Origin of the sequence: Anabaena sp. FACHB-595 (assembly GCF_048568275.1) — a bacterium.
In the GTDB taxonomy this organism is placed as follows: domain Bacteria; phylum Cyanobacteriota; class Cyanobacteriia; order Cyanobacteriales; family Nostocaceae; genus Trichormus.
Window position 1 is genome coordinate 6,317,354 of record NZ_CP183473.1, and the last position, 18,054, is coordinate 6,335,407.

Below are 18,054 nucleotides of genomic sequence, written 5' to 3' on the forward strand. Positions count from 1 at the left end.
TAAAAGCAAAATCAGTGGACTGAAACATAGCGATCCATTTATGATAGATGATCGTGAGTTTTTTAAACAAACAGACCATGAGCGCTCAAGAGATCATCCGCTCCATAGAAGCGGAACAACTAAAGTCTAACCTGCCCGAAATTTATATCGGCGACACCGTAAGAGTCGGCGTGAAAATCAAAGAAGGCGAAAAATACCGCGTCCAACCCTACGAAGGAGTTGTTATTGCTAGACGTAACGGTGGTATCAACGAAACCATTACAGTCCGCCGTGTATTCCAAGGTGTTGGTGTAGAACGGGTCTTCCTGCTGCACTCTCCTCGGATCGACAACATCAAAGTATTGCGTCGTGGTAAAGTAAGACGTGCTAAACTTTATTATCTACGCGGTCGCGTAGGTAAAGCCACCCGGATCAAGCAACGGTTCGACCGTTCTCTATAATTTTTGTTCAGGGTATGGGAGAAATCTCAATTAATCGGCGGCATCTGCCGCTAGTTACCTCGACAAAACTATGGTAGAATGGTAATCTAGTTACGTTAGACTAAAAAAAGTTTGACATAAACTAAAATCAAGCCAGCTTGTGCGCTCTTAGTTCAGTTGGTAGAACGCAGGTCTCCAAAACCTGATGTCGGGGGTTCAAGTCCTCCAGGGCGCGCTCGAAAGTAAAAAACACAGCCCGAACCAGTAGTACAACTGCTAAGATAGCAGGAAGTGCTATTGATTTCGGGTGTAGTTGTTTTATACTTGCAGCTTTTTTGCTTCCAGTTAATTTTGATGGAATTGAAGCTGTCAACCTGGATGAAAATTAGCAGAGTTATAGCTGTATTGAGTAAAGACGGGGGATAAACGACCGTGGCCAAAAAAAATGAAGCAGAAATCGCAGAGACTTCTGGTGGGTTTAACTTTACTAACTTCTTCCAAGGAACAAAAGAAGAACTAGAGAAAGTAGTTTGGCCCAGTCGCAAGCAACTAATAAGTGAATCAGCAGCCGTGTTGCTTATGGTGACACTCTCCGCTTCCTTAATCTACTTAGTCGATGGATTGTTTGCTTGGGTAGCAAAGCAGGTATTCTGATGACTTCTGCGACAGACGAACCAACAAACTCGGCGTTGCAGTCAGAGGAAACAGCAGAAACAGCACTTACAGAAGCACGCTGGTATGCAGTACAAGTAGCCTCAGGCTGCGAAAAGCGGGTAAAAACAAATTTAGAGCAACGCATTCAAACTTTTGATGTGGCGGAGAAAATCGTCCAGGTAGAAATTCCCCACACACCAGCAGTCAAAATCCGTAAGGATGGCAGCCGCCAACACACAGAAGAGAAAGTATTTCCTGGCTATGTGTTAGTGCGAATGGTGATGGATGATGATACTTGGCAGGTGGTACGTAATACATCCCACGTAATTAACTTTGTGGGAGCAGAACAAAAACGTGGTACAGGCAAAGGTCGCGGTCACGTTAAGCCACTACCCCTAAGTCACTCAGAAGTAGAACGTATCTTTAAACAAACCACAGAACAAGAGCCAGTTGTCAAAATTGACATGGCTAGTGGTGATAAGATAATCGTGCTTTCTGGCCCATTCAAGGACTTTGAAGGTGAGGTGATTGAGGTTAGTCCAGAACGGAGTAAACTAAAAGCCTTGCTATCGATCTTCGGGCGAGACACACCAGTAGAACTGGAATTTAATCAGGTAGAAAAACAGAGCTAAATAAAAAATGGCGAAGAAAGTAGTAGCGGTCATTAAATTGGCCCTGAATGCTGGAAAAGCCAACCCAGCACCCCCAGTTGGTCCCGCCTTGGGTCAACATGGTGTTAATATCATGATGTTCTGCAAAGAGTACAATGCCAAAACAGCCGACCAAGCTGGCATGGTAATTCCTGTAGAAATATCGGTTTATGAAGACCGGAGTTTCACATTTGTACTCAAAACCCCACCAGCATCTGTATTAATCCGTAAGGCAGCGAAAATTGAAAGAGGTTCCAACGAACCTAATAAGAAAAAAGTTGGCACAATTACCACAGCACAACTGCGGGAAATTGCCCAAACTAAACTGCCTGACCTCAACGCTAACGACATAGATGCGGCGATGAAAATTGTGGCAGGAACCGCCAGAAATATGGGCGTTACAGTCACCGATTAGTTAAAAATTCCGAGTTATATAGTGAGGGGTATAGTGATTCAGCACTTAATTACCCAGCACTCGCCACTCATAACTAAAAATTTATCGGGGGAGAAGCCAAACTTCGTAATCGACCCCAGGAGATAACAATGACAAAGAAAGTATCACGCCGCTTGCGAGAATTGCAAGCAAAAGTTGAAGATAGAGAATACGGGCCTTTAGATGCTCTGGGTCTGTTGAAAGAGACAGCCACAGCAAAATTTGGCGAAGCGGCAGAAGCGCATATCCGCTTAGGTATTGATCCAAAATATACAGACCAACAATTACGGACTACAGTTGCACTACCCAAAGGTACAGGACAAATTGTGCGAGTAGCCGTAATTGCTCGCGGGGAAAAAGTTACAGAAGCCTCCAACGCTGGTGCTGATGTAGTTGGTTCGGAAGAACTGATTGACGAAATCCAAAAAGGGCGAATGGATTTTGACAAGTTGATTGCCACACCAGATGTTATGCCACAGGTAGCAAAACTTGGTAAGATGTTAGGCCCTCGTGGTTTAATGCCTTCACCAAAAGGTGGTACGGTCACATTTGACGTAGCAAGTGCGATCGCTGAATTTAAAGCAGGTAAGCTAGAGTTCCGGGCTGACCGTACAGGCATTGTTCATGTTATGTTTGGTAAGGCATCCTTCTCGCCAGAAGATTTGTTGGTGAACCTGAAGGCGTTGCAAGAGACGATTGACCGTAACCGTCCTTCTGGAGCCAAAGGTCGCTACTGGCGCACATTTTATGTGTCTGCCACAATGGGGCCATCTATTAGAGTCGATATCAACGCTCTGAGAGATTATAAACTGACTGAAGCTGCATAATCGAGGTAATGGGTAATAGGTAATGGATACAATACTATTACCAATGACTAATAACCAAAACTAAATATGCAAAGCCGGAGACAGCAGGTGCTAACAGCTTAAACACCCTGCCGAGGTAAAAGCTCTCTTACTCAATGTGACGTGAAAAATAATGCGTCGCTTTAGTAATCAGAGTCTTGAGACTAAACCCCGGCTGAGATAGTCGGGGTTTATTGTTGTACCCTGGTCAGAAAAAATCATCAAAAGAGCAATCGACGATTATTTTGAGGAGGTGAAACCGACATGGGTAGAACGTTAGAAAACAAAAAGGAAATTGTAGCTGACCTCAAAGAAACTTTGGGTGAGTCTACTTTGGCACTGGTAATTGAATACCAAGGGCTGACAGTTGCTGAAATTACCGACTTACGGAAGCGCCTGCGTCCTAGTGGTACTGTCTGCAAAGTAACTAAAAATACTTTGATGGGTATTGCCATTCAAGATGATGAAAAATGGCAGCCTCTGTCGGAGTTGCTCAAAGGTTCTTCAGCATTTTTGCTCGTTAAAGAAGACTTTTCTTCTGCGATTAAAGCATACCAAGAATTCCAAAAAGTTACCAAGAAGACAGAACTTCGCGGTGGCGTAATGGAAGGGCGCTTGCTCAAAGAACCAGATGTCAAAGCTTTAGGAGACTTGCCATCCAAGGAACAACTCATGGGTCAAATTGCTGGAGCTATCAACGCTTTGGCTACCAAGATTGCTGTGGGTATCAACGAAGTTCCTGGTGGCTTGGCGCGCGCTTTGCAAGCTGTCGCTGACAAAGAAAATGGCGGCGATGACAGCGCTGCCTAATTAGTAGTTAGTTATTGTTAGTAGTTAATAAAAATTACAACTGACAACTGACAACTGACAACTGACAACGAACAAATAAATAAATCAACATTACGGGAGTTATATCAATGTCTGCTGCAACCGATCAAATTTTAGACCAATTGAAATCTCTGTCTCTGTTAGAAGCTGCTGAGTTAGTTAAGCAAATTGAAGAAGCTTTTGGCGTAAGTGCTGCTGCTCCAGCTGGTGGAATGATGATGATGGCTGCTCCTGGTGCTGCTGCTGCTGCTGAACCAGTAGAAGAACAAACCGAGTTTGATGTTGTTCTCGAATCCGTTCCTGCTGATAAGAAGATTGCAGTTCTGAAGATTGTCCGCGAAATCACTGGTCTAGGCTTGAAAGAAGCTAAAGACTTAGTAGAAGCTGCACCTAAAGCAGTTAAGGAAGCGATCGCTAAAGATGCTGCTGAAGATGCTAAGAAGCGGATTGAGGAAGCTGGCGGTAAGGTGACAGTTAAGTAATTAAGCCATCAGGCATCAATTGCTTAAATATTATTACTATAAAAAAAAGGAGTCTAATCGGACTCCTTTTTTGTTGGCAATCTAACAACATCAAGTACTCGTGGATTAGGTCTGCGGTTGGACTAATACAGACCTAAAGCCTCTTTCCTGGAGAAGAGATGTCAGAGTTGATGAAATATAACAGCGATCGCTTTCTTGTTTGCTTTATTCTGAAGGTGCGCCTACGACATAACACATCCTATCTGACAGAAAATGCTTCACTGAATCGGCGCGTTACTGGTTCCATGATAAAGGTCAAAATTGACTTTTTACGAGTGACAATTTCACCACTTGCAGCCATTCCTGGTGTAAATGTCACATTTTGACCGCGAACATTTACAAAGTGCTGGTTTAATTTAATTCTGGTAGGAAAAACTAAGCCTAATTCTTTGTCAACGGTGGCGTTAGGACTGACTTGCACAACTTCACCCTCAATTGTGCCGAATTCTTGGAAGGGGAAAGTTGCCATTTTTACTTTAGCTCTCATTCCTTTGCGAATAAATCCAATATCACGGTTGAGAACTTTCACTTCTAGCAGCATCTCTTCGCCTTCTGGCAAGATTGATAATAACTCCTCGCCTGATTGTACTGGCCCTTTGGTGGCTTTGATTTTATAAATTGTGCCAGCAACAGGAGCTTTGATGGTTTCACCGTCTGTTTGTTTTTTGGCTTGCTCCAATTGTCCAGCAACGTTGGTTAGTTCTTCTTTGCGCTTGTTCATTTCGGTCAGAATTTCACTTTGGCGCTCTGATACTACCCGTTGTGCTTGATTACGAGCCGCTTGATACGCTTGTTGGGCTTGGCGAATTTCTTGATCTTGTGCAGAAATATCCTTTTCTAAGGATGTAACTTTATCTTCAGCCTCTGTTAAGCGATTTTGGGCGTTGATGACTTCATCTTGGGCCCTAGTAATATCTGTTTGTGCGCGAGTTAATCTTTCTCTAGCTTCTAGATAATCAACTCGCGGAACAGCCCCAGGAGTTATCAAAGTGCGTAAGTTTTTCTCTCTACTTTGAGCAATTTCGAGGTTTTCTTCTACTTTGCTGCTAATGCTTCTAGCATTGAACAGGTTCGTTTTGGCATTAGCCACACTAGTTCTAGCGTTGACTAAATTATCTTGTAACCGAATGAGACGAACTCTGGCTTGGTCAATGAGCGATCGCTGACGGCTGGCTTCTGCTTCGGCTGCTCCTTGGCGTGCTTGGTAGTCCCGCAAGCGAGATTTTAAGAGTTCATCTTGGATTACTGTACCAGTGCTTTGTCCACCTATGCGTTCTGCTTGCAAACGCTGGATGTCTTGTTGAATCAGTTTAGTAGATTGAGCTAGTCTGGTGACATCAGTTTGTTTGAGGTCTGGGTCACGTTGAATTAAAACTTGATCTTTAGTGACGCGATCGCCTTCTTTCACTTGAATCGCTTTGATTGTGCCATCACCAAGGGATGTTACAGGTCTGACCTGAGCAGAAGCGATTAATTCCCCCTGTGCAACTGCTACTTCGTCTATTTCTGAGAGAGCAGCCCAGGCGATCGTCCCAAATACTACTAAACTAATGGTTCCTGCTAATAATCTAGTATAAAGTGGCGGTAATTCTTTAACCGCCTTACCTAGTTCATAAGATAGTTGGTCTTCTGGTCTAGCAAACTGTTGTTTTGTTTGACGAGCTTGAGGAGCGTTAGCTAATAGAGAATATTTCATAAAGTTTTTGATTTGGGATTTGTCAGGGGTCAGTTGTCAGTAATCAGTGGTTGGTATGCAGTTACAATTAGCCACTGACCACTAACAACCAACTTACTCAAACAGCTAAATAGCGCCTTAAGAAACTTTCCAAAGTTTCCAAGGGGAAGTTAAAGGTCTGCTCTAATTTAGCTATTTCATCTTTTCTACAGAAAAATTCATTGGACAGTAATGTGCGGAAAGTTCCTAAAGCCTGTTGTGCTTCGGGATTAATTAAACCCAAGACACCCCGCAATCCATCAATGACCAATAATGGTGAGTTAACCACTATTGGTTCTTTCTTAAAGATATGACTGAAAATTTGGGGAATGTCCTCACGTAATAGAATCTCTGGCCCCCCGACGGAAAAGATTTGATTACGAGCCTCTGGAACGGTCACTGAATCCACTACTATCCTTGCTAAATCATCTGTACTCACAATGGAGGTACGGTTTTTAGGGTCGCCAATTAGCAAATATAACCCTGTTTCCCGAAACCTTTCTGCTAAAGGTAGCAAGTTAGATGCTAATCCAGCCGGACGTAAAATGGTGTAATTCAAGCCACTAGCTGCCAAATAATTTTCTACAGCTCGTTTGGCTTTAAATACGGGAGCGTCTTCATACCCCCGTTCGGCTCCTAATACGGAAATAAAGACAAAGTGCTGCACTCCGTTAGCTTTCGCTTGGTCGATCAGTGCGATGTTAGCACGATAGTCGAGGGTGAGTGCATCGTTATCAGAGCCGTGGGCGCTGATAATATATTGAACACCTTGGCAAGCTTTTTCTATATCCTGTTCGCGCCGCAAATCACCAATAAAGATGTTGGCTCCTCGGTGTTCCAGTTCACCGTAACGCGAGGTAAGACGTGCAAAACCTCGTACAGAATGATTGTGTTCGCGTAGGAGTCTTATAACTCGGCGGCCAATGTCTCCTGTTGCTCCAGTTACCAAAAACATAATGATTAGGGATTAGGGATTGGGGACTGGGGATTGGGGATAAGGGGTAATAAGGACTGGGGGTTGGGGATTGGGGACTGGGGAAAATTTTCCCCCTGCTCCCTGCTCCCTTGCTCCCCTGCTCCCCCTGCTCTCTTCTTTCACCAGTCCCCCAGTATCTAATCTAAAGTCTCAACTTTAAATTTCGACAATGACGGGAGTATGATCGCTGGGTTGAGTTAATTTTCTGGGGGAGACATCAATAGTGCAACTTTTTGCCTGTGCGTATAGTACTGGTGTGAGGTAGTGATGATCGATTCTCCAGCCTTGGTTGCGGCGGAAAGAAGCCGCGCGGTAGTCCCACCAACTAAAGTGTCCGCCTTCGGTGGTGAATTTGCGAAAAGCATCAGCAAAGCCTAGTTCTAAAACATCTCGTAAAGCTTGGCGCTCGGCTAGGGATGCCATGATGTGATTTTCAGCTTTGACTTTTTCGTGAATATCTTTGTCTTCTAAGGCTATATTAAAGTCACCGCAGATGCAGATGGCAGGTTGTAATAAGAGAAGCGATCGCAGATACTCTCTCAATACAGTCAACCAGCGTAGCTTATATTCATACTTTTCGCTGGCGATCGCTGAACCATTGGGAACATAGAGGTTGACAATCCGTACACCATCTATCACCCCTGTAATTACTCGTTTCTGCTCGTCCCATATCGGTTCTATATCTGGCAAAATCGGTGTGAACCCCGTGGTCACATCTGTAAGGGGTTGCTGGCTAATTAAAGCTACGCCATTGTAAGCTTTCTGTCCTGATATATATGAGTGATAGCCCAAATTTTCAAAAGGCGATCGTGGAAAATCATCATCTATAACCTTTGTCTCCTGTAAGCACAGAACATCAACGGGATTTTGTTTTAACCAATCCAAAACTTGCTCTAGACGAGTGCGAATCGAGTTAACATTCCAAGTAGCAATTTTCATTAGTTAATTAACAGTATGTAAATGAATAATGACTCTGACCTCGATTTTTTTTATGATTATTTAATATTTATCAGATTCCTTCGTTTTTTTTGCGTTTTCTTTCAAGAGAAGTCTTTTAGAGTTGATCCCAAACTATATTTTTAGTAGTTTTCGCTACAAAACCCTCCTTTTTGTCAGCTAGACTACAAAATATTTTACTTGCTTATGATTCTTCAGACAGATGAACTCGGAAAATATAAGCTATATTTTAAAAGTAGTTGCCTAGTGCTTATGATTCAGGGGTTAAAATATATTCCGTAAGTTGTTACAGTATGGTCAACCTAATATTCCCCTTTAAAGTGTTCATTAGGTTAATTTAAATGTCAAAACAGGAAGTAATAATTTTATTCCTCATAAAATGATGTAAGTCTTAATTGTGGGGAGCATCTTACCGACTGAACCGAAACAATTTATGAAAATCGCTCAAGTTGCCCCCTTATGGGAACGAGTTCCACCTCCAAGTTATGGAGGTATTGAACTAGTAGTAAGTCACTTGACAAACGAACTAGTTCGTCGTGGTCATGAGGTAACATTATTTGCCTCTGGCGATTCTCAAACCTTGGCACATTTAGAAACAGTTTATCCGCGTGCATTACGCTTAGACAAAAATGTTCAAGACTATGCCGCTTATGAAACTTTAGAACTGAGCCAAGTCTACCAGAACGCGACAGGATTCGATATTATCCATTCTCATTTAGGGATTGCGGCTTTACCTTTAGCGAGTTTGGTAAAAACTCCTACAGTACATACGCTGCATGGTCATTTTACCAAAGATAACCAAAACGTCTTTAGTCATCATCATCAACAACCATACGTTAGTATTAGCAACGCCCAGCGTCAAATTCATCTCAATTATATAAAAACCGTTTATAACGGTATTGAGCCAAAAGATTATCCGTTCATTTCTCAACCAAAAGAGCCGCCATATCTAGCATTTTTAGGACGCTTTTCTCCAGAAAAAGGCCCACATAAGGCGATCTCGATCGCCAAGCAGAGTGGTTGGCATTTAAAGATGGCAGGAAAAGTTGATACAGTAGATGCCAAGTTTTTTGAACAAGAGATTCTCCCTCATATAGATTGTCAGCAAATTGAATATTTAGGCGAAATTAACCATACAGAAAAAGCTGAACTACTAGGCAATGCTGCTGCTACTCTTTTTCCCATCAATTGGCAAGAACCTTTTGGTTTAGTGATGATTGAATCAATGGCAACTGGTACGCCAGTTATAGGGATGAATTTTGGTTCTGTACCTGAGGTGATCGACCAAGGTAAAACAGGTTTTATCTGCCAAAATTATGAAGAAATGATTCAGATGATACCTGCTACTTTGGAATTGGATCGTCGAGATTGTAGAGAATCTGTAGAAAACAAATTTAGCGTTAGCCAAATGGTTGATGGGTATGAAGCGGTATATCAACAAATTATCAAAGACCGCGTTAACTTAAACGGTTATAAGCACACAGCTAAAATCCGCTTTTAAACAACAACTTTTTTTAACATTTTCAACAACATTTTTCTTTTAGGAGGACATTGGTATGAGTCTGCGAGCCAATAATTGCCCATGTTGCGGTGGTTCTCTCCTCCGCCATGTCCGTCACGGGGAACTATATTGGTTCTGCCTGTCTTGCCGTCAAGAAGTGCCACTATTAACTAACAATAATCGTTTACCGAATGTAGATACTCGCAATAATGCAGGTGTTGTCCAGACAACGGTCAGCGTCGAATAGGGAATAGGGAGGAGCCACTGCGTTGCAGGATTGATGACGACAGTCTGCTTAAGAAAGGTTTCCTTTCTAGGCGGCTGTCTTGCCGTTTATGCCTACTTAGTAAGAGGTATAACGGTTAACTGACTTGAAAACCTTTTATTGCGAATTGCGTTGGCGTTAGCCTACTCTGCGAGTTCTCCGCAGGAGTAGCCGCAGGCTATTGCGAGTTGTTTTTATTATCAGGGTTTTATCTTAGCTTGATTTCCTAATCTATAAGCCTACAGCTATAAGGTCACTGTAAAGCTAGGTTATTTTTTTACATTATTGAATACAGGCAATTCACTCTGACTTACTGGCTAGAGATTGGCAAAGTAATAATAAATTTTGTTCCCTTACCCAAAGTTGACAAGCACTTAATTTTTCCATTGTGCTTATCCACAATAATTTGATGGGTGATGGCTAATCCTAGTCCAGTTCCCTTGCCTACAGCCTTAGTTGTAAAAGATGGCTCAAAAATTCTGTCTTGCACCTCAGGAGGTATACCAAGAGCATTATCTTCAATGCAAATTGTCACACCTGCCCGCTCCTGATCAACCGATGTAGTAATTGTAATTGTGTGAGGTTCAGAAACATTTATTTCCTGGTCTGAACATTTCTGATGGAGATCATCAAAGGCATCTATAGCGTTGGCGATAATGTTCATAAATACCTGGTTAAGCTGCCCAGGATAGCAAGTGATTGGTGGCAAAGTACCATATTCTTTGATCACCTCGATTTTTGGGCGATCGCTTTGGTCTTTCAGGCGATGTTTCAGTAACATTAAGGTACTATTCATACCTTCATGAATCTGAAACTCTACCTTAGAGGAGATATCAGATCGGGCAAAGGTTCGTAAAGAAAGGCTGATATCCTTCAGCCGATCAATCCCTTGGTGCATTGACCCCAAGATTTTTGGTAAATCTTCTGCTAAATACTCTAAGTCGATTTCTTCAACTAATTCTTCAATTTCCGGGTCTGAGTGTGATAATTTTTGCTGTTGCAGATGCACTAAACGAAGAATATCCTTGACATATTCCTCAATATGAGAGCAATTGCCACTAATAAAACCAATTGGGTTATTAATCTCATGACCTATACCAGCCACAAGTTGTCCAAGGGTGGACATTTTCTCACTTTGGATGAGTTGTATTTGGGTTTGCTTTAACTGTTGTATGGATTGAGTTAATTCTGCTGTCCGTTCTTGGACTTTTTGTTCTAGAGTACGGGTGAGATGGGATATTTTCAGGTGTAACTTTAATCGAGCAATAACTTCTTCATGTTGGAAGGGTTTGGTAATGTAGTCAACTGCACCAATTTCTAGTCCTTTGACTTTATCTGTAGCATCAGACAAGGCTGTCATGAAAATGACCGGAGTATTCTGAGTTATGGGATTGGCTTTCAATCTACGGCAAGTTTCAAATCCATCAATACCTGGCATCATGACATCAAGGAGAATCAAATCAGGATGAGCATATTCTGTTTGTTCTAGCGCCGACTCTCCATCCGTTGCCATGAGAGCTTTCCAACCACATCCCTGAACTGCTTCTGATAAAACTTTCAGATTATTCGGGTTGTCATCTACTAAAAGGACATATGTTGGCTGTACAAGAGATTCGGTGATCATGGATGCGACTCCGTTATGACAAATGATTTCAGGAACTGGCGAATTTTTGCGGTTTGGAAGTTGGTAGTAAGTTTACTCAACTCAGTGGCAAAGGGAGTTAGCTGACTATTATGCTGAATTAGCTCTCTAAGAATTCCCTCAATCGCTGGTATATCCCCCATCATGGATAGATGATAGAGTTGTTGCAAAACATCCTGTGATGGCAGAACCAATTCAGTAGGAGTTGTAGGCCCTGGTTGAGGAGATAAAGACAAAGATGCAGATGGCGCATAAATCCACTCGACTTGGAGTAGCGATCGCAGCGCATTGAATAGTTCATCAATTTGTAAGGGCTTGGGCAAAAACGCTGTTGCTCCAGCCTGCAAACTCCGTTGGCGATTTTCCTCGAATACGCTGGCACTAGAGACAATGATGGGGATAGAACTAGTTTGTGGATTCTCTTGTAGCTGAACCATTAGCTCAAAGCCATCCATATTAGGCATAGCTAAATCAAGCAGAATCAAATCTGGGTGATGTTCATTGACCATCTGTAGTCCCTGTTTGCCGTCGCTTGCTTCTAGGGTTTGACAGCCAATTTCTTGTAGCAGACTGTTTAACATAGAACGGTGGTTGTCATCATCATCGACAATCAAAATTTGCGGCGCGCTACCCTGAATACCAATGACTTTCTGGTGCATTGGGGCATAGGTCTGCCAATCATGGGAAATTGGTACTGGAAGTGTTACATCCAACCAGAAGATACTTCCTTCACCCAGACGACTCTGTACCTGAATTTGGCTACCCATTAATTCGGCAATTCTTTGACTGATGGCTAATCCTAAACCAGTACCTTCAGATTGCCGTCTGCAATCACCCACTTGCTCAAAAGCTAAGAAGATTTTTTCCAGTTGCTCCGGGGACATACCCACGCCTGTATCTTCAATCTGGAAACGAATTTTGGCAACAGAGGATTGCTGATTATCTTGATCTTGAGTGTCCAGTAACTCTACTTTAAAAGTCACTCCGCCGCTATCCGTAAATTTGACAGCATTGCCAAGTAAATTGATCAGCACTTGCCTGAGGCGCTTTTCATCCACCTCCATGACTGTTGGTAGGCGATCGCCCATAGAGACTTTGAATGCAATCCCCTTTTGTGCTGCTCGGATACTACAAATCTCGCTCACACCATGTAAGAAAGTTGGCAGATGTACATTAGCCACCACCAACTCTAATTTACGAGCTTCAATTTTTGACAAATCAAGAATGTCATTAATCAGTAGTAAAAGATGTGAGCCACATTGGTGAATAATGTTCACTCCCTCTAAGTCTTTCTCCCTCAAATTGGGTGATACCTCTAGCACCTGAGCAAAACCAAGGATGCCATTCAGTGGTGTGCGTAGTTCGTGGCTCATATTAGCCAGAAACTCACTCTTGGCTTGGTTAGCAGCGTCGGCAGCTTGCTTGGCTTCTAAGAGTTCATGAGTCCGCTCTTGGACTTTTATCTCTAGGGTTTTGGAATAATCTAAAAGTTGACTATTAGCAATTTCTAATTGCTGATTTGCTTCTTCCAACTTCTGCTGTTTATAGGCATTAGTTGTGGCAATCACACTAACAATGAAAGCTGCTAAAGGGGGTGTGACCGGAATCAAAACACCATGCAGAAACATTCCATAGCCACCTCCCAGAAATGCCCCACTGATGGATGTGGTTGTCCAAAGAATTTTTCCGCCTGGAATCCGTCGTCCACTGCGTGCGCTAGCTAACAACCAACTACCGCTAGAACCGATCACAGACCATAAAATAATCCAGCTTGCCATAAACAAGCCAGAAAAACCACGCAGATTCGCTTTCCCTGTTCTTGCCCCTCGTACCAGTTGATGAGCAATATTGGCATGGATCACAACACCTGGTGTAGGTTTTTGAGCAGAAATCAAGGATGAGCTAAAAGGTGTACTAAAGAAATCGTTGGTACTGGCAGCAGTTGAACCGATAAAAACCATGCGATCGCGCATCAGTTCTGGAGGAATTTTCCCTGCCAACACATCACGCATGGTAACTGTGCGAAAGGCCGCTTCTGAGCCGTACCAGTTAAGTAAAATTTGATAGCCGCCCAAATCAGCATCCGTATAACCCGCACTTGAATTTTGTAGTGGTAAGTGTATTTGCTTACCCAAACGAAACTTTTGCTGTTTGGCATCAACTGATTCTAAGCTGATTTTTTCGGCTTTTAGGTACTTGAGTGCGACAAGAGTTGCTAGTCCGGCTTTGATTTTGCCTTCTTCTTTGGTATCGACCGCAGTCAAGAGGGCGCGGCGCACATGGCGATCGCCATCCAACACCAAATCAGCTAATCCTACTTGGTCATTTTTTTTCAGTTCAGGCGGCGGATTGACACGTTCACCAGTGATTTTCTCAACCCCAATCAAATTAGGTGTAGTGCGAAAAACTTCCGCGAGTTTTTCATACCCCTTACCTTCCGGTAAATCACGATAGAGATCCAAACCAATGGCACGAGGTTGTTGCGCTCGGATTTTTTCTAGTAACTCTGCCAGTGACCAATCTGGAATCGGCCATTTACCAACCGATTGGATATCCTGTTCATCAATTGTGATAACGATGATTTCGTCAGCCATTGTATTGTGGGAACACTCCAAAAGGGTATTTGCTTCACACGAACGTAGTCGCACCCATTCATCACGAAGTTTCCACTCAAGCAAATTGAAAATACCCAACGATTGTCCGACAATAATCGTTAAGGCAACACTAGGCGTAATAATCAAGACACTGCGAGTGCGCTGGATGAAAGCTTGGAATTTGCGCCACATAGTTCCGTCACACGCTTTAATTAAAATTGATGAGCATTAGGGATAGGTAGGGATAGGGATTGGGTTTGAGGAATAAATTTTTCTAGTTCCCAATCCCTAATCTTGATTAATTAGCAGACGCTAATAACGGAGCTTTAACAATCTCCTTCAAGCTAACAGAAGAAAGAAGTTCTTCCCATTGCTTGAGGATAGTTGCATTCTTGGGTTGAGATGTGTGCAGGGTAGCCAGTGTTTCTACACAGTCATACCAAACGCCAGATTTGCCGAAAGCAGTTGCTCGCTTCAAGGCATCTCTCTGCTGCATTGCCGTTGCCAGTTCAGCAGTGGGTTGGATGCGCTGAATCCAACCATCAACATAAGGTGTACTAGGATTGAGTTTTCCATCCACCTTTAGTGCCAAAAACCACTGGTAGTTTTTCCCTAAGGCTAAAGCTGGTGCGTCTGCTGGTAATTTGACTCCCATGACCCCAGTTTTCCCAGCAACAGGAATGGTGGTTTGATACTGGGTATTGCCAGCTTCATCCTTGAGACTGAAGACAGCCTCTTCTGCATTAGTAGCAGGTATATACACCATAATGGTGGGACGCTCAGATACCGTTGTGCCATAGAAGCTTTGGGGTAAGAGTGCAATTAGGGCTGCTGGACCTGCTGCTCCCACAGTTGAAGGATTCAAGTAGTAAGTACCAACGCGAGAAGCTCCTCCACTTGCCTCTTGAGGTGCGCCTTTGTCAGAAGCGGGAGTAAAGAGTTCGCCTCTGGAAGCTCCTCCAGTTGCTTGTCTAGGAGCGGCATTGCGAGAGTTAGGTGTAAAGAGATTACCTCTGGAAGCTCCTCCAGTTGCGTGCCTGGGAGCGGCATTGCGAGAGTTAGGTGTAAAGAGGTTGCCTCTGGAAGCTCCTCCAGTTGCGTGCCTGGGAGCGGCATTGCGAGAGTTAGGTGTAAAGAGATTACCTCTGGAAGCTCCTCCAGTTGCTTGTCTAGGAGCGCCGCTATCGATTGGTGGGGTAAAGGTTATACCGTAGGCACTATTCCACATACCGCTAGTCATTAGAGCAATCAAGCCCAATGTACTAGCAAAATATCCAAGTCTCATGATTCTATCCCTTGTTTGATGAAAGGTAATACTAAGTAGATTTATTCTGATTGCGGGAAGAAGCTTGTAAGGTCTCTTTAGCTACTAATCAAAGTGAAGAATAGCTGATACCAATATAAACCAACTTTGGCTAAATATAGGTAAAAGATATTGCAAAGATTTTAATGCGTCTACGCATTATTACTTAATCACAACCAGTTACCAACCAGAACGAAGGCAGACCAAAAGAAAGGATCTTGGAAATCAGTTTGGTGAATCAGGTTGATTTGGGCTTGCCTCAATGCTTCGGCTTTGGTGATTTTGGGCTTTCGTAGTTGGTCATAGAAGCGCGTCATCAGCATCTCAGCAGCTTTATCTTTAACGGGCCAAAGGGTGGCAATAGTTGAGCGAGCGCCGGATTTGACCGCTAAACCTGCCAGTCCCAGAACGGCGCGATCATCTCCAGTTGCAGTGTCGCAGGCACTAAGTACCAATAATTCGATCGCCTTTGATGAATCACCACTACGATTTTTGAGTAGTTCAGACAAATCTTTAACATTCACTTGTCCATCCCAAGTCAGTAAGAAAGTATCTTCGATACGGGAACTGAACTGTCCGTGGGTAGCTAGGTGAACCACATCGGCACGGCTAGACTTGATACGATCTGCTAGGGCTTGACTGGTGAATTTCTGATTCAACAGCATCGAAGAAGGTATTGTCTGAGAAATTTGCTTCACTTCTGATTCCACAGCAGGTAAGGCAGCAAAACCAGAGCGAGATTCGCTAATACCAGCGACGATCGCCTTAATTTTGTTTTGCTCCAGGGATTGAGCAGCCATTAGTTGCAACCCTGGTGAGAGAGCCACTGCATATTTCTCGATCAGATATTGCTGTCCATTGAATAAAGCGGCTATTGGTATATTCCGCAACTTTCCATCTAAAACAAACACTAGTGTTTTGGTATTTTTAAATGCTTGTCCTTCTTCTGCTGGACGAATCAGCCAATCATACACTTGTTGAGACAATCGCGCCCGAACTTGGGAATCGGAAACAGGGTTGAGGGCTACTAACAAATTATCAAGAGTTTGTTCGATATCAGCTTGAGATTTACGGGTTACATAGTAACGCAGAGGCTTTCCCGCTTGGGAGAGAATCACCGCCAAGCGATCGCTGAGAATAATGGGATAAATAACTGTCGCAGAGGAGTCAACTTTGTCAATCTGCTGGGCTTTATCTAAACAAGCCTCGCGGAAAAAGTTATCAAGTTCGGCAATTTGTAACGATTCGATCAATTCACGGGCCTGCATTAAAGCAGTCTGGGTTGGTTGTTCTTCTAGAAGTAGACCCACTAACTCCCGATAGACAGGCTCTACACTTTCGCGGAAAGAAAATTGAACATCCGGGTTAACTGCAACCATATCCCCCCGCAATGCTTTTAATGACTTAACTGCTTCTGTATAAGCTGTAATCGCTTTTGGGCGATCGCCCTGCTGCTTAAACAACTGTCCTACTTGCCATGCTGATTGAGCGATGATATCGTCAGCTTGGAGTTGACGGGCAATATTGAGGGATTTTTGGGCTACTTCCTTGGCTTCAGTCCACTGCTTTGTGCGACGATAGAGTTGTCCCCATTGATACAAAGCATACGCTTGGGCTGGAGAATCTTCAATCTGTTGTGCAGACTTAACAGTCAATGCCATCAGTTGCGCCAAATCTTTAATTGGTAAAACTTGGTCAGGTTTTTCCAAGCGATTCAATGTAGCCACAAAATTAATGGCTGCGTAAAGTGAGCTATGGCTGGGTGGTAGTTCCGACAACTTTTGTTGTAATTGAGGTGCTAGGGGAACTGCATATTCTAGTTTGTCGTAATCTATCAATAATTTGAACCGAGCTAAACGCGCTTGCAAGGATTCATTTGGGTTCGTGGCTGCTTTTTCTGCGTCTTCAAAGTAATTTAATGCCACTTCTGGATCTTGGAAGTCAGAGGCAACTTTCCCCAGACTCGCAAGAATAGAACTTAAATGAGTTTTAGCGCCAATTTTATTAGCAGTGGCTAAACTTTGTTCTAAGATTAGCTGACTTTTATTATCACCAATCGCGTGTAAAGTTAAACCCAGCGATCGCAACCCACTCACTTTAACTTCCGAATCTGGCATTTGTTGGAGCTTTTGCGTTAATATCTCCAATTGTTGTTTCGAGCGGCGATAAAATCCCAAACTTTGTAAGGCTTGTGCTTGATTGATTTGACTACCCAAGCTGCCCATATTGTCGCCTGCTTGTTCATAATATTTTTGAGCTTGTTGCCAAATTTCTAGAGCGGTTTCAGCCTTGCCAGTACGTAATCGTAAATTTGCCTGAGTATTTAATATCTGCGCCCAGATAATTGCATCAACAGAAGGTTTAGCCGTTTGCAGAATTTTCACACTTTGCTCTATAGATTGTCTAGCAGTGTCCCACTGATTAAGTTCCTGTTGTGCTAACGATAAGTAACTCAAGCTGAGGGCTTCATTGGTGCGATCGCCCTGGATATGATATTTCTGTGCTGCCGTTTGCCATGTTGTAGCAGCTTCCGCAAAACGTCCTGCATGGTAAAGGTTTCGTCCTTGTTCTAACCCATTGGTAGCTTGAGGAGTGGATAATGACACGTTGAGAGTTGTCTGTAACGGTATAGATGCTTTTGCAGGGGCGATGGTCACCGCTAAACACAAGCTCAGAATACTTAAACACAGATAAAGCCAAGGATTTTTTTTGATGGGGAAAATCATAAAAATTACTGATAAATTTGCTGTTT

The 18,054-nt window shown here is 43.2% G+C and carries 16 protein-coding genes, 1 tRNA gene and 1 other annotated feature; of the genes, 10 read left to right on the forward strand and 7 right to left on the reverse strand.

All coding sequences use genetic code 11. The features are described 5' to 3' along the window. Positions 1–77: 77 nt before the first annotated feature. The 8 genes from rplS (at position 78) to rplL (ending at position 4,311) form a co-directional block, all read left to right on the forward strand. Complete coding sequence (gene rplS / locus ACN222_RS26430) at positions 78–440, forward strand: 50S ribosomal protein L19 (protein WP_044522592.1); 363 nt, start codon at positions 78–80, stop codon at positions 438–440. 141 nt (positions 441–581) lie between these two features. Further along, positions 582–654: transfer RNA gene (locus ACN222_RS26435), tRNA-Trp, on the forward strand. Positions 655–851: 197 nt separating this feature from the next. After that, entirely contained in the window at positions 852–1,073 is a 222-nt protein-coding gene (gene secE, locus ACN222_RS26440) for a preprotein translocase subunit SecE (protein ID WP_010999422.1), read from the forward strand. Continuing rightward, entirely contained in the window at positions 1,073–1,705 is a 633-nt protein-coding gene (gene nusG / locus ACN222_RS26445) for a transcription termination/antitermination protein NusG (RefSeq protein WP_010999423.1), read from the forward strand. Before secE ends, nusG begins: the two co-directional genes overlap by 1 nt. Positions 1,706–1,712: 7 nt before the next feature. Beyond that, positions 1,713–2,138 carry a 50S ribosomal protein L11 gene (gene rplK, locus ACN222_RS26450; RefSeq protein WP_010999424.1) on the forward strand — a complete coding sequence of 142 codons (426 nt, stop codon included), beginning with the start codon at positions 1,713–1,715 and terminating at the stop codon, positions 2,136–2,138. Positions 2,139–2,266: 128 nt separating this feature from the next. After that, a complete protein-coding gene (gene rplA, locus ACN222_RS26455; RefSeq protein ID WP_010999425.1) occupies positions 2,267–2,983 on the forward strand; it encodes a 50S ribosomal protein L1 in 717 nt (238 codons plus the stop codon). Positions 2,984–3,039: 56 nt separating this feature from the next. Further along, positions 3,040–3,206, forward strand: a sequence feature (ribosomal protein L10 leader region). Positions 3,207–3,265: 59 nt separating this feature from the next. After that, a complete protein-coding gene (gene rplJ / locus ACN222_RS26460; RefSeq protein WP_010999426.1) occupies positions 3,266–3,811 on the forward strand; it encodes a 50S ribosomal protein L10 in 546 nt (181 codons plus the stop codon). Between the two features lie 107 nt (positions 3,812–3,918). Continuing rightward, positions 3,919–4,311 (forward strand): 50S ribosomal protein L7/L12, encoded by a 393-nt coding sequence (gene rplL, locus ACN222_RS26465; protein WP_010999427.1) that lies wholly within the window; start codon positions 3,919–3,921, stop codon positions 4,309–4,311. 238 nt (positions 4,312–4,549) lie between these two features. Here the strand turns inward: rplL and ACN222_RS26470 are convergent, their stop codons facing one another. The 3 genes from ACN222_RS26470 to xth form a co-directional block, all read right to left on the reverse strand. After that, a complete protein-coding gene (locus ACN222_RS26470) occupies positions 4,550–6,046 on the reverse strand; it encodes an HlyD family efflux transporter periplasmic adaptor subunit (protein ID WP_010999428.1) in 1,497 nt (498 codons plus the stop codon). Between the two features lie 97 nt (positions 6,047–6,143). Further along, positions 6,144–7,019 carry an SDR family oxidoreductase gene (locus ACN222_RS26475; RefSeq protein ID WP_010999429.1) on the reverse strand — a complete coding sequence of 292 codons (876 nt, stop codon included), beginning with the start codon at positions 7,017–7,019 and terminating at the stop codon, positions 6,144–6,146. A gap of 177 nt (positions 7,020–7,196) precedes the next feature. Next, a complete protein-coding gene (gene xth, locus ACN222_RS26480; RefSeq protein WP_010999430.1) occupies positions 7,197–7,979 on the reverse strand; it encodes an exodeoxyribonuclease III in 783 nt (260 codons plus the stop codon). Positions 7,980–8,430: 451 nt separating this feature from the next. On the opposite strand from xth, the gene ACN222_RS26485 reads away from it, so the two are divergent. Together ACN222_RS26485 and ACN222_RS26490 are read left to right on the forward strand one after the other, a co-directional pair. Beyond that, positions 8,431–9,498 (forward strand): glycosyltransferase family 4 protein, encoded by a 1,068-nt coding sequence (locus ACN222_RS26485; RefSeq protein WP_044522594.1) that lies wholly within the window; start codon positions 8,431–8,433, stop codon positions 9,496–9,498. A gap of 55 nt (positions 9,499–9,553) precedes the next feature. Then, positions 9,554–9,745, forward strand: a complete 192-nt coding sequence (locus tag ACN222_RS26490; RefSeq protein WP_084789123.1) for a hypothetical protein — start codon at positions 9,554–9,556, stop codon at positions 9,743–9,745. A gap of 328 nt (positions 9,746–10,073) precedes the next feature. Here ACN222_RS26490 and ACN222_RS26495 read toward each other — a convergent pair whose 3' ends face one another. From ACN222_RS26495 to ACN222_RS26510, 4 genes are all read right to left on the reverse strand, one after another. Beyond that, entirely contained in the window at positions 10,074–11,387 is a 1,314-nt protein-coding gene (locus ACN222_RS26495; protein WP_010999432.1) for a response regulator, read from the reverse strand. Next, entirely contained in the window at positions 11,384–14,191 is a 2,808-nt protein-coding gene (locus ACN222_RS26500) for a CHASE2 domain-containing protein (protein WP_010999433.1), read from the reverse strand. The genes ACN222_RS26495 and ACN222_RS26500 overlap by 4 nt, the downstream gene beginning before the upstream one ends. 106 nt (positions 14,192–14,297) lie before the next feature. Beyond that, positions 14,298–15,284 (reverse strand): DUF928 domain-containing protein, encoded by a 987-nt coding sequence (locus tag ACN222_RS26505; RefSeq protein ID WP_010999434.1) that lies wholly within the window; start codon positions 15,282–15,284, stop codon positions 14,298–14,300. A gap of 188 nt (positions 15,285–15,472) precedes the next feature. Continuing rightward, on the reverse strand, positions 15,473–18,028 hold the full coding sequence (locus tag ACN222_RS26510) for a CHAT domain-containing protein (RefSeq protein ID WP_419756880.1): 2,556 nt from the start codon (positions 18,026–18,028) through the stop codon (positions 15,473–15,475). Between the last annotated feature and the right edge of the window lie 26 nt (positions 18,029–18,054).

Excerpts from the sequence above, each read along its gene's own strand:
- rplS (WP_044522592.1), top strand. The coding sequence starts at position 78 with ATGAGCGCTCAAGAGATCATCCGCTCCATAGAAGCGGAACAACTAAAG.
- nusG (WP_010999423.1), top strand. The coding sequence starts at position 1,073 with ATGACTTCTGCGACAGACGAACCAACAAACTCGGCGTTGCAGTCAGAG.
- rplK (WP_010999424.1), top strand. The coding sequence starts at position 1,713 with ATGGCGAAGAAAGTAGTAGCGGTCATTAAATTGGCCCTGAATGCTGGA.
- rplA (WP_010999425.1), top strand. The coding sequence starts at position 2,267 with ATGACAAAGAAAGTATCACGCCGCTTGCGAGAATTGCAAGCAAAAGTT.
- rplJ (WP_010999426.1), top strand. The coding sequence starts at position 3,266 with ATGGGTAGAACGTTAGAAAACAAAAAGGAAATTGTAGCTGACCTCAAA.
- rplL (WP_010999427.1), top strand. The coding sequence starts at position 3,919 with ATGTCTGCTGCAACCGATCAAATTTTAGACCAATTGAAATCTCTGTCT.
- ACN222_RS26470 (WP_010999428.1), bottom strand. The coding sequence starts at position 6,046 with ATGAAATATTCTCTATTAGCTAACGCTCCTCAAGCTCGTCAAACAAAA.
- ACN222_RS26475 (WP_010999429.1), bottom strand. The coding sequence starts at position 7,019 with ATGTTTTTGGTAACTGGAGCAACAGGAGACATTGGCCGCCGAGTTATA.
- xth (WP_010999430.1), bottom strand. The coding sequence starts at position 7,979 with ATGAAAATTGCTACTTGGAATGTTAACTCGATTCGCACTCGTCTAGAG.
- ACN222_RS26485 (WP_044522594.1), top strand. The coding sequence starts at position 8,431 with ATGAAAATCGCTCAAGTTGCCCCCTTATGGGAACGAGTTCCACCTCCA.
- ACN222_RS26490 (WP_084789123.1), top strand. The coding sequence starts at position 9,554 with ATGAGTCTGCGAGCCAATAATTGCCCATGTTGCGGTGGTTCTCTCCTC.
- ACN222_RS26495 (WP_010999432.1), bottom strand. The coding sequence starts at position 11,387 with ATGATCACCGAATCTCTTGTACAGCCAACATATGTCCTTTTAGTAGAT.
- ACN222_RS26500 (WP_010999433.1), bottom strand. The coding sequence starts at position 14,191 with ATGTGGCGCAAATTCCAAGCTTTCATCCAGCGCACTCGCAGTGTCTTG.
- ACN222_RS26505 (WP_010999434.1), bottom strand. The coding sequence starts at position 15,284 with ATGAGACTTGGATATTTTGCTAGTACATTGGGCTTGATTGCTCTAATG.
- ACN222_RS26510 (WP_419756880.1), bottom strand. The coding sequence starts at position 18,028 with ATGATTTTCCCCATCAAAAAAAATCCTTGGCTTTATCTGTGTTTAAGT.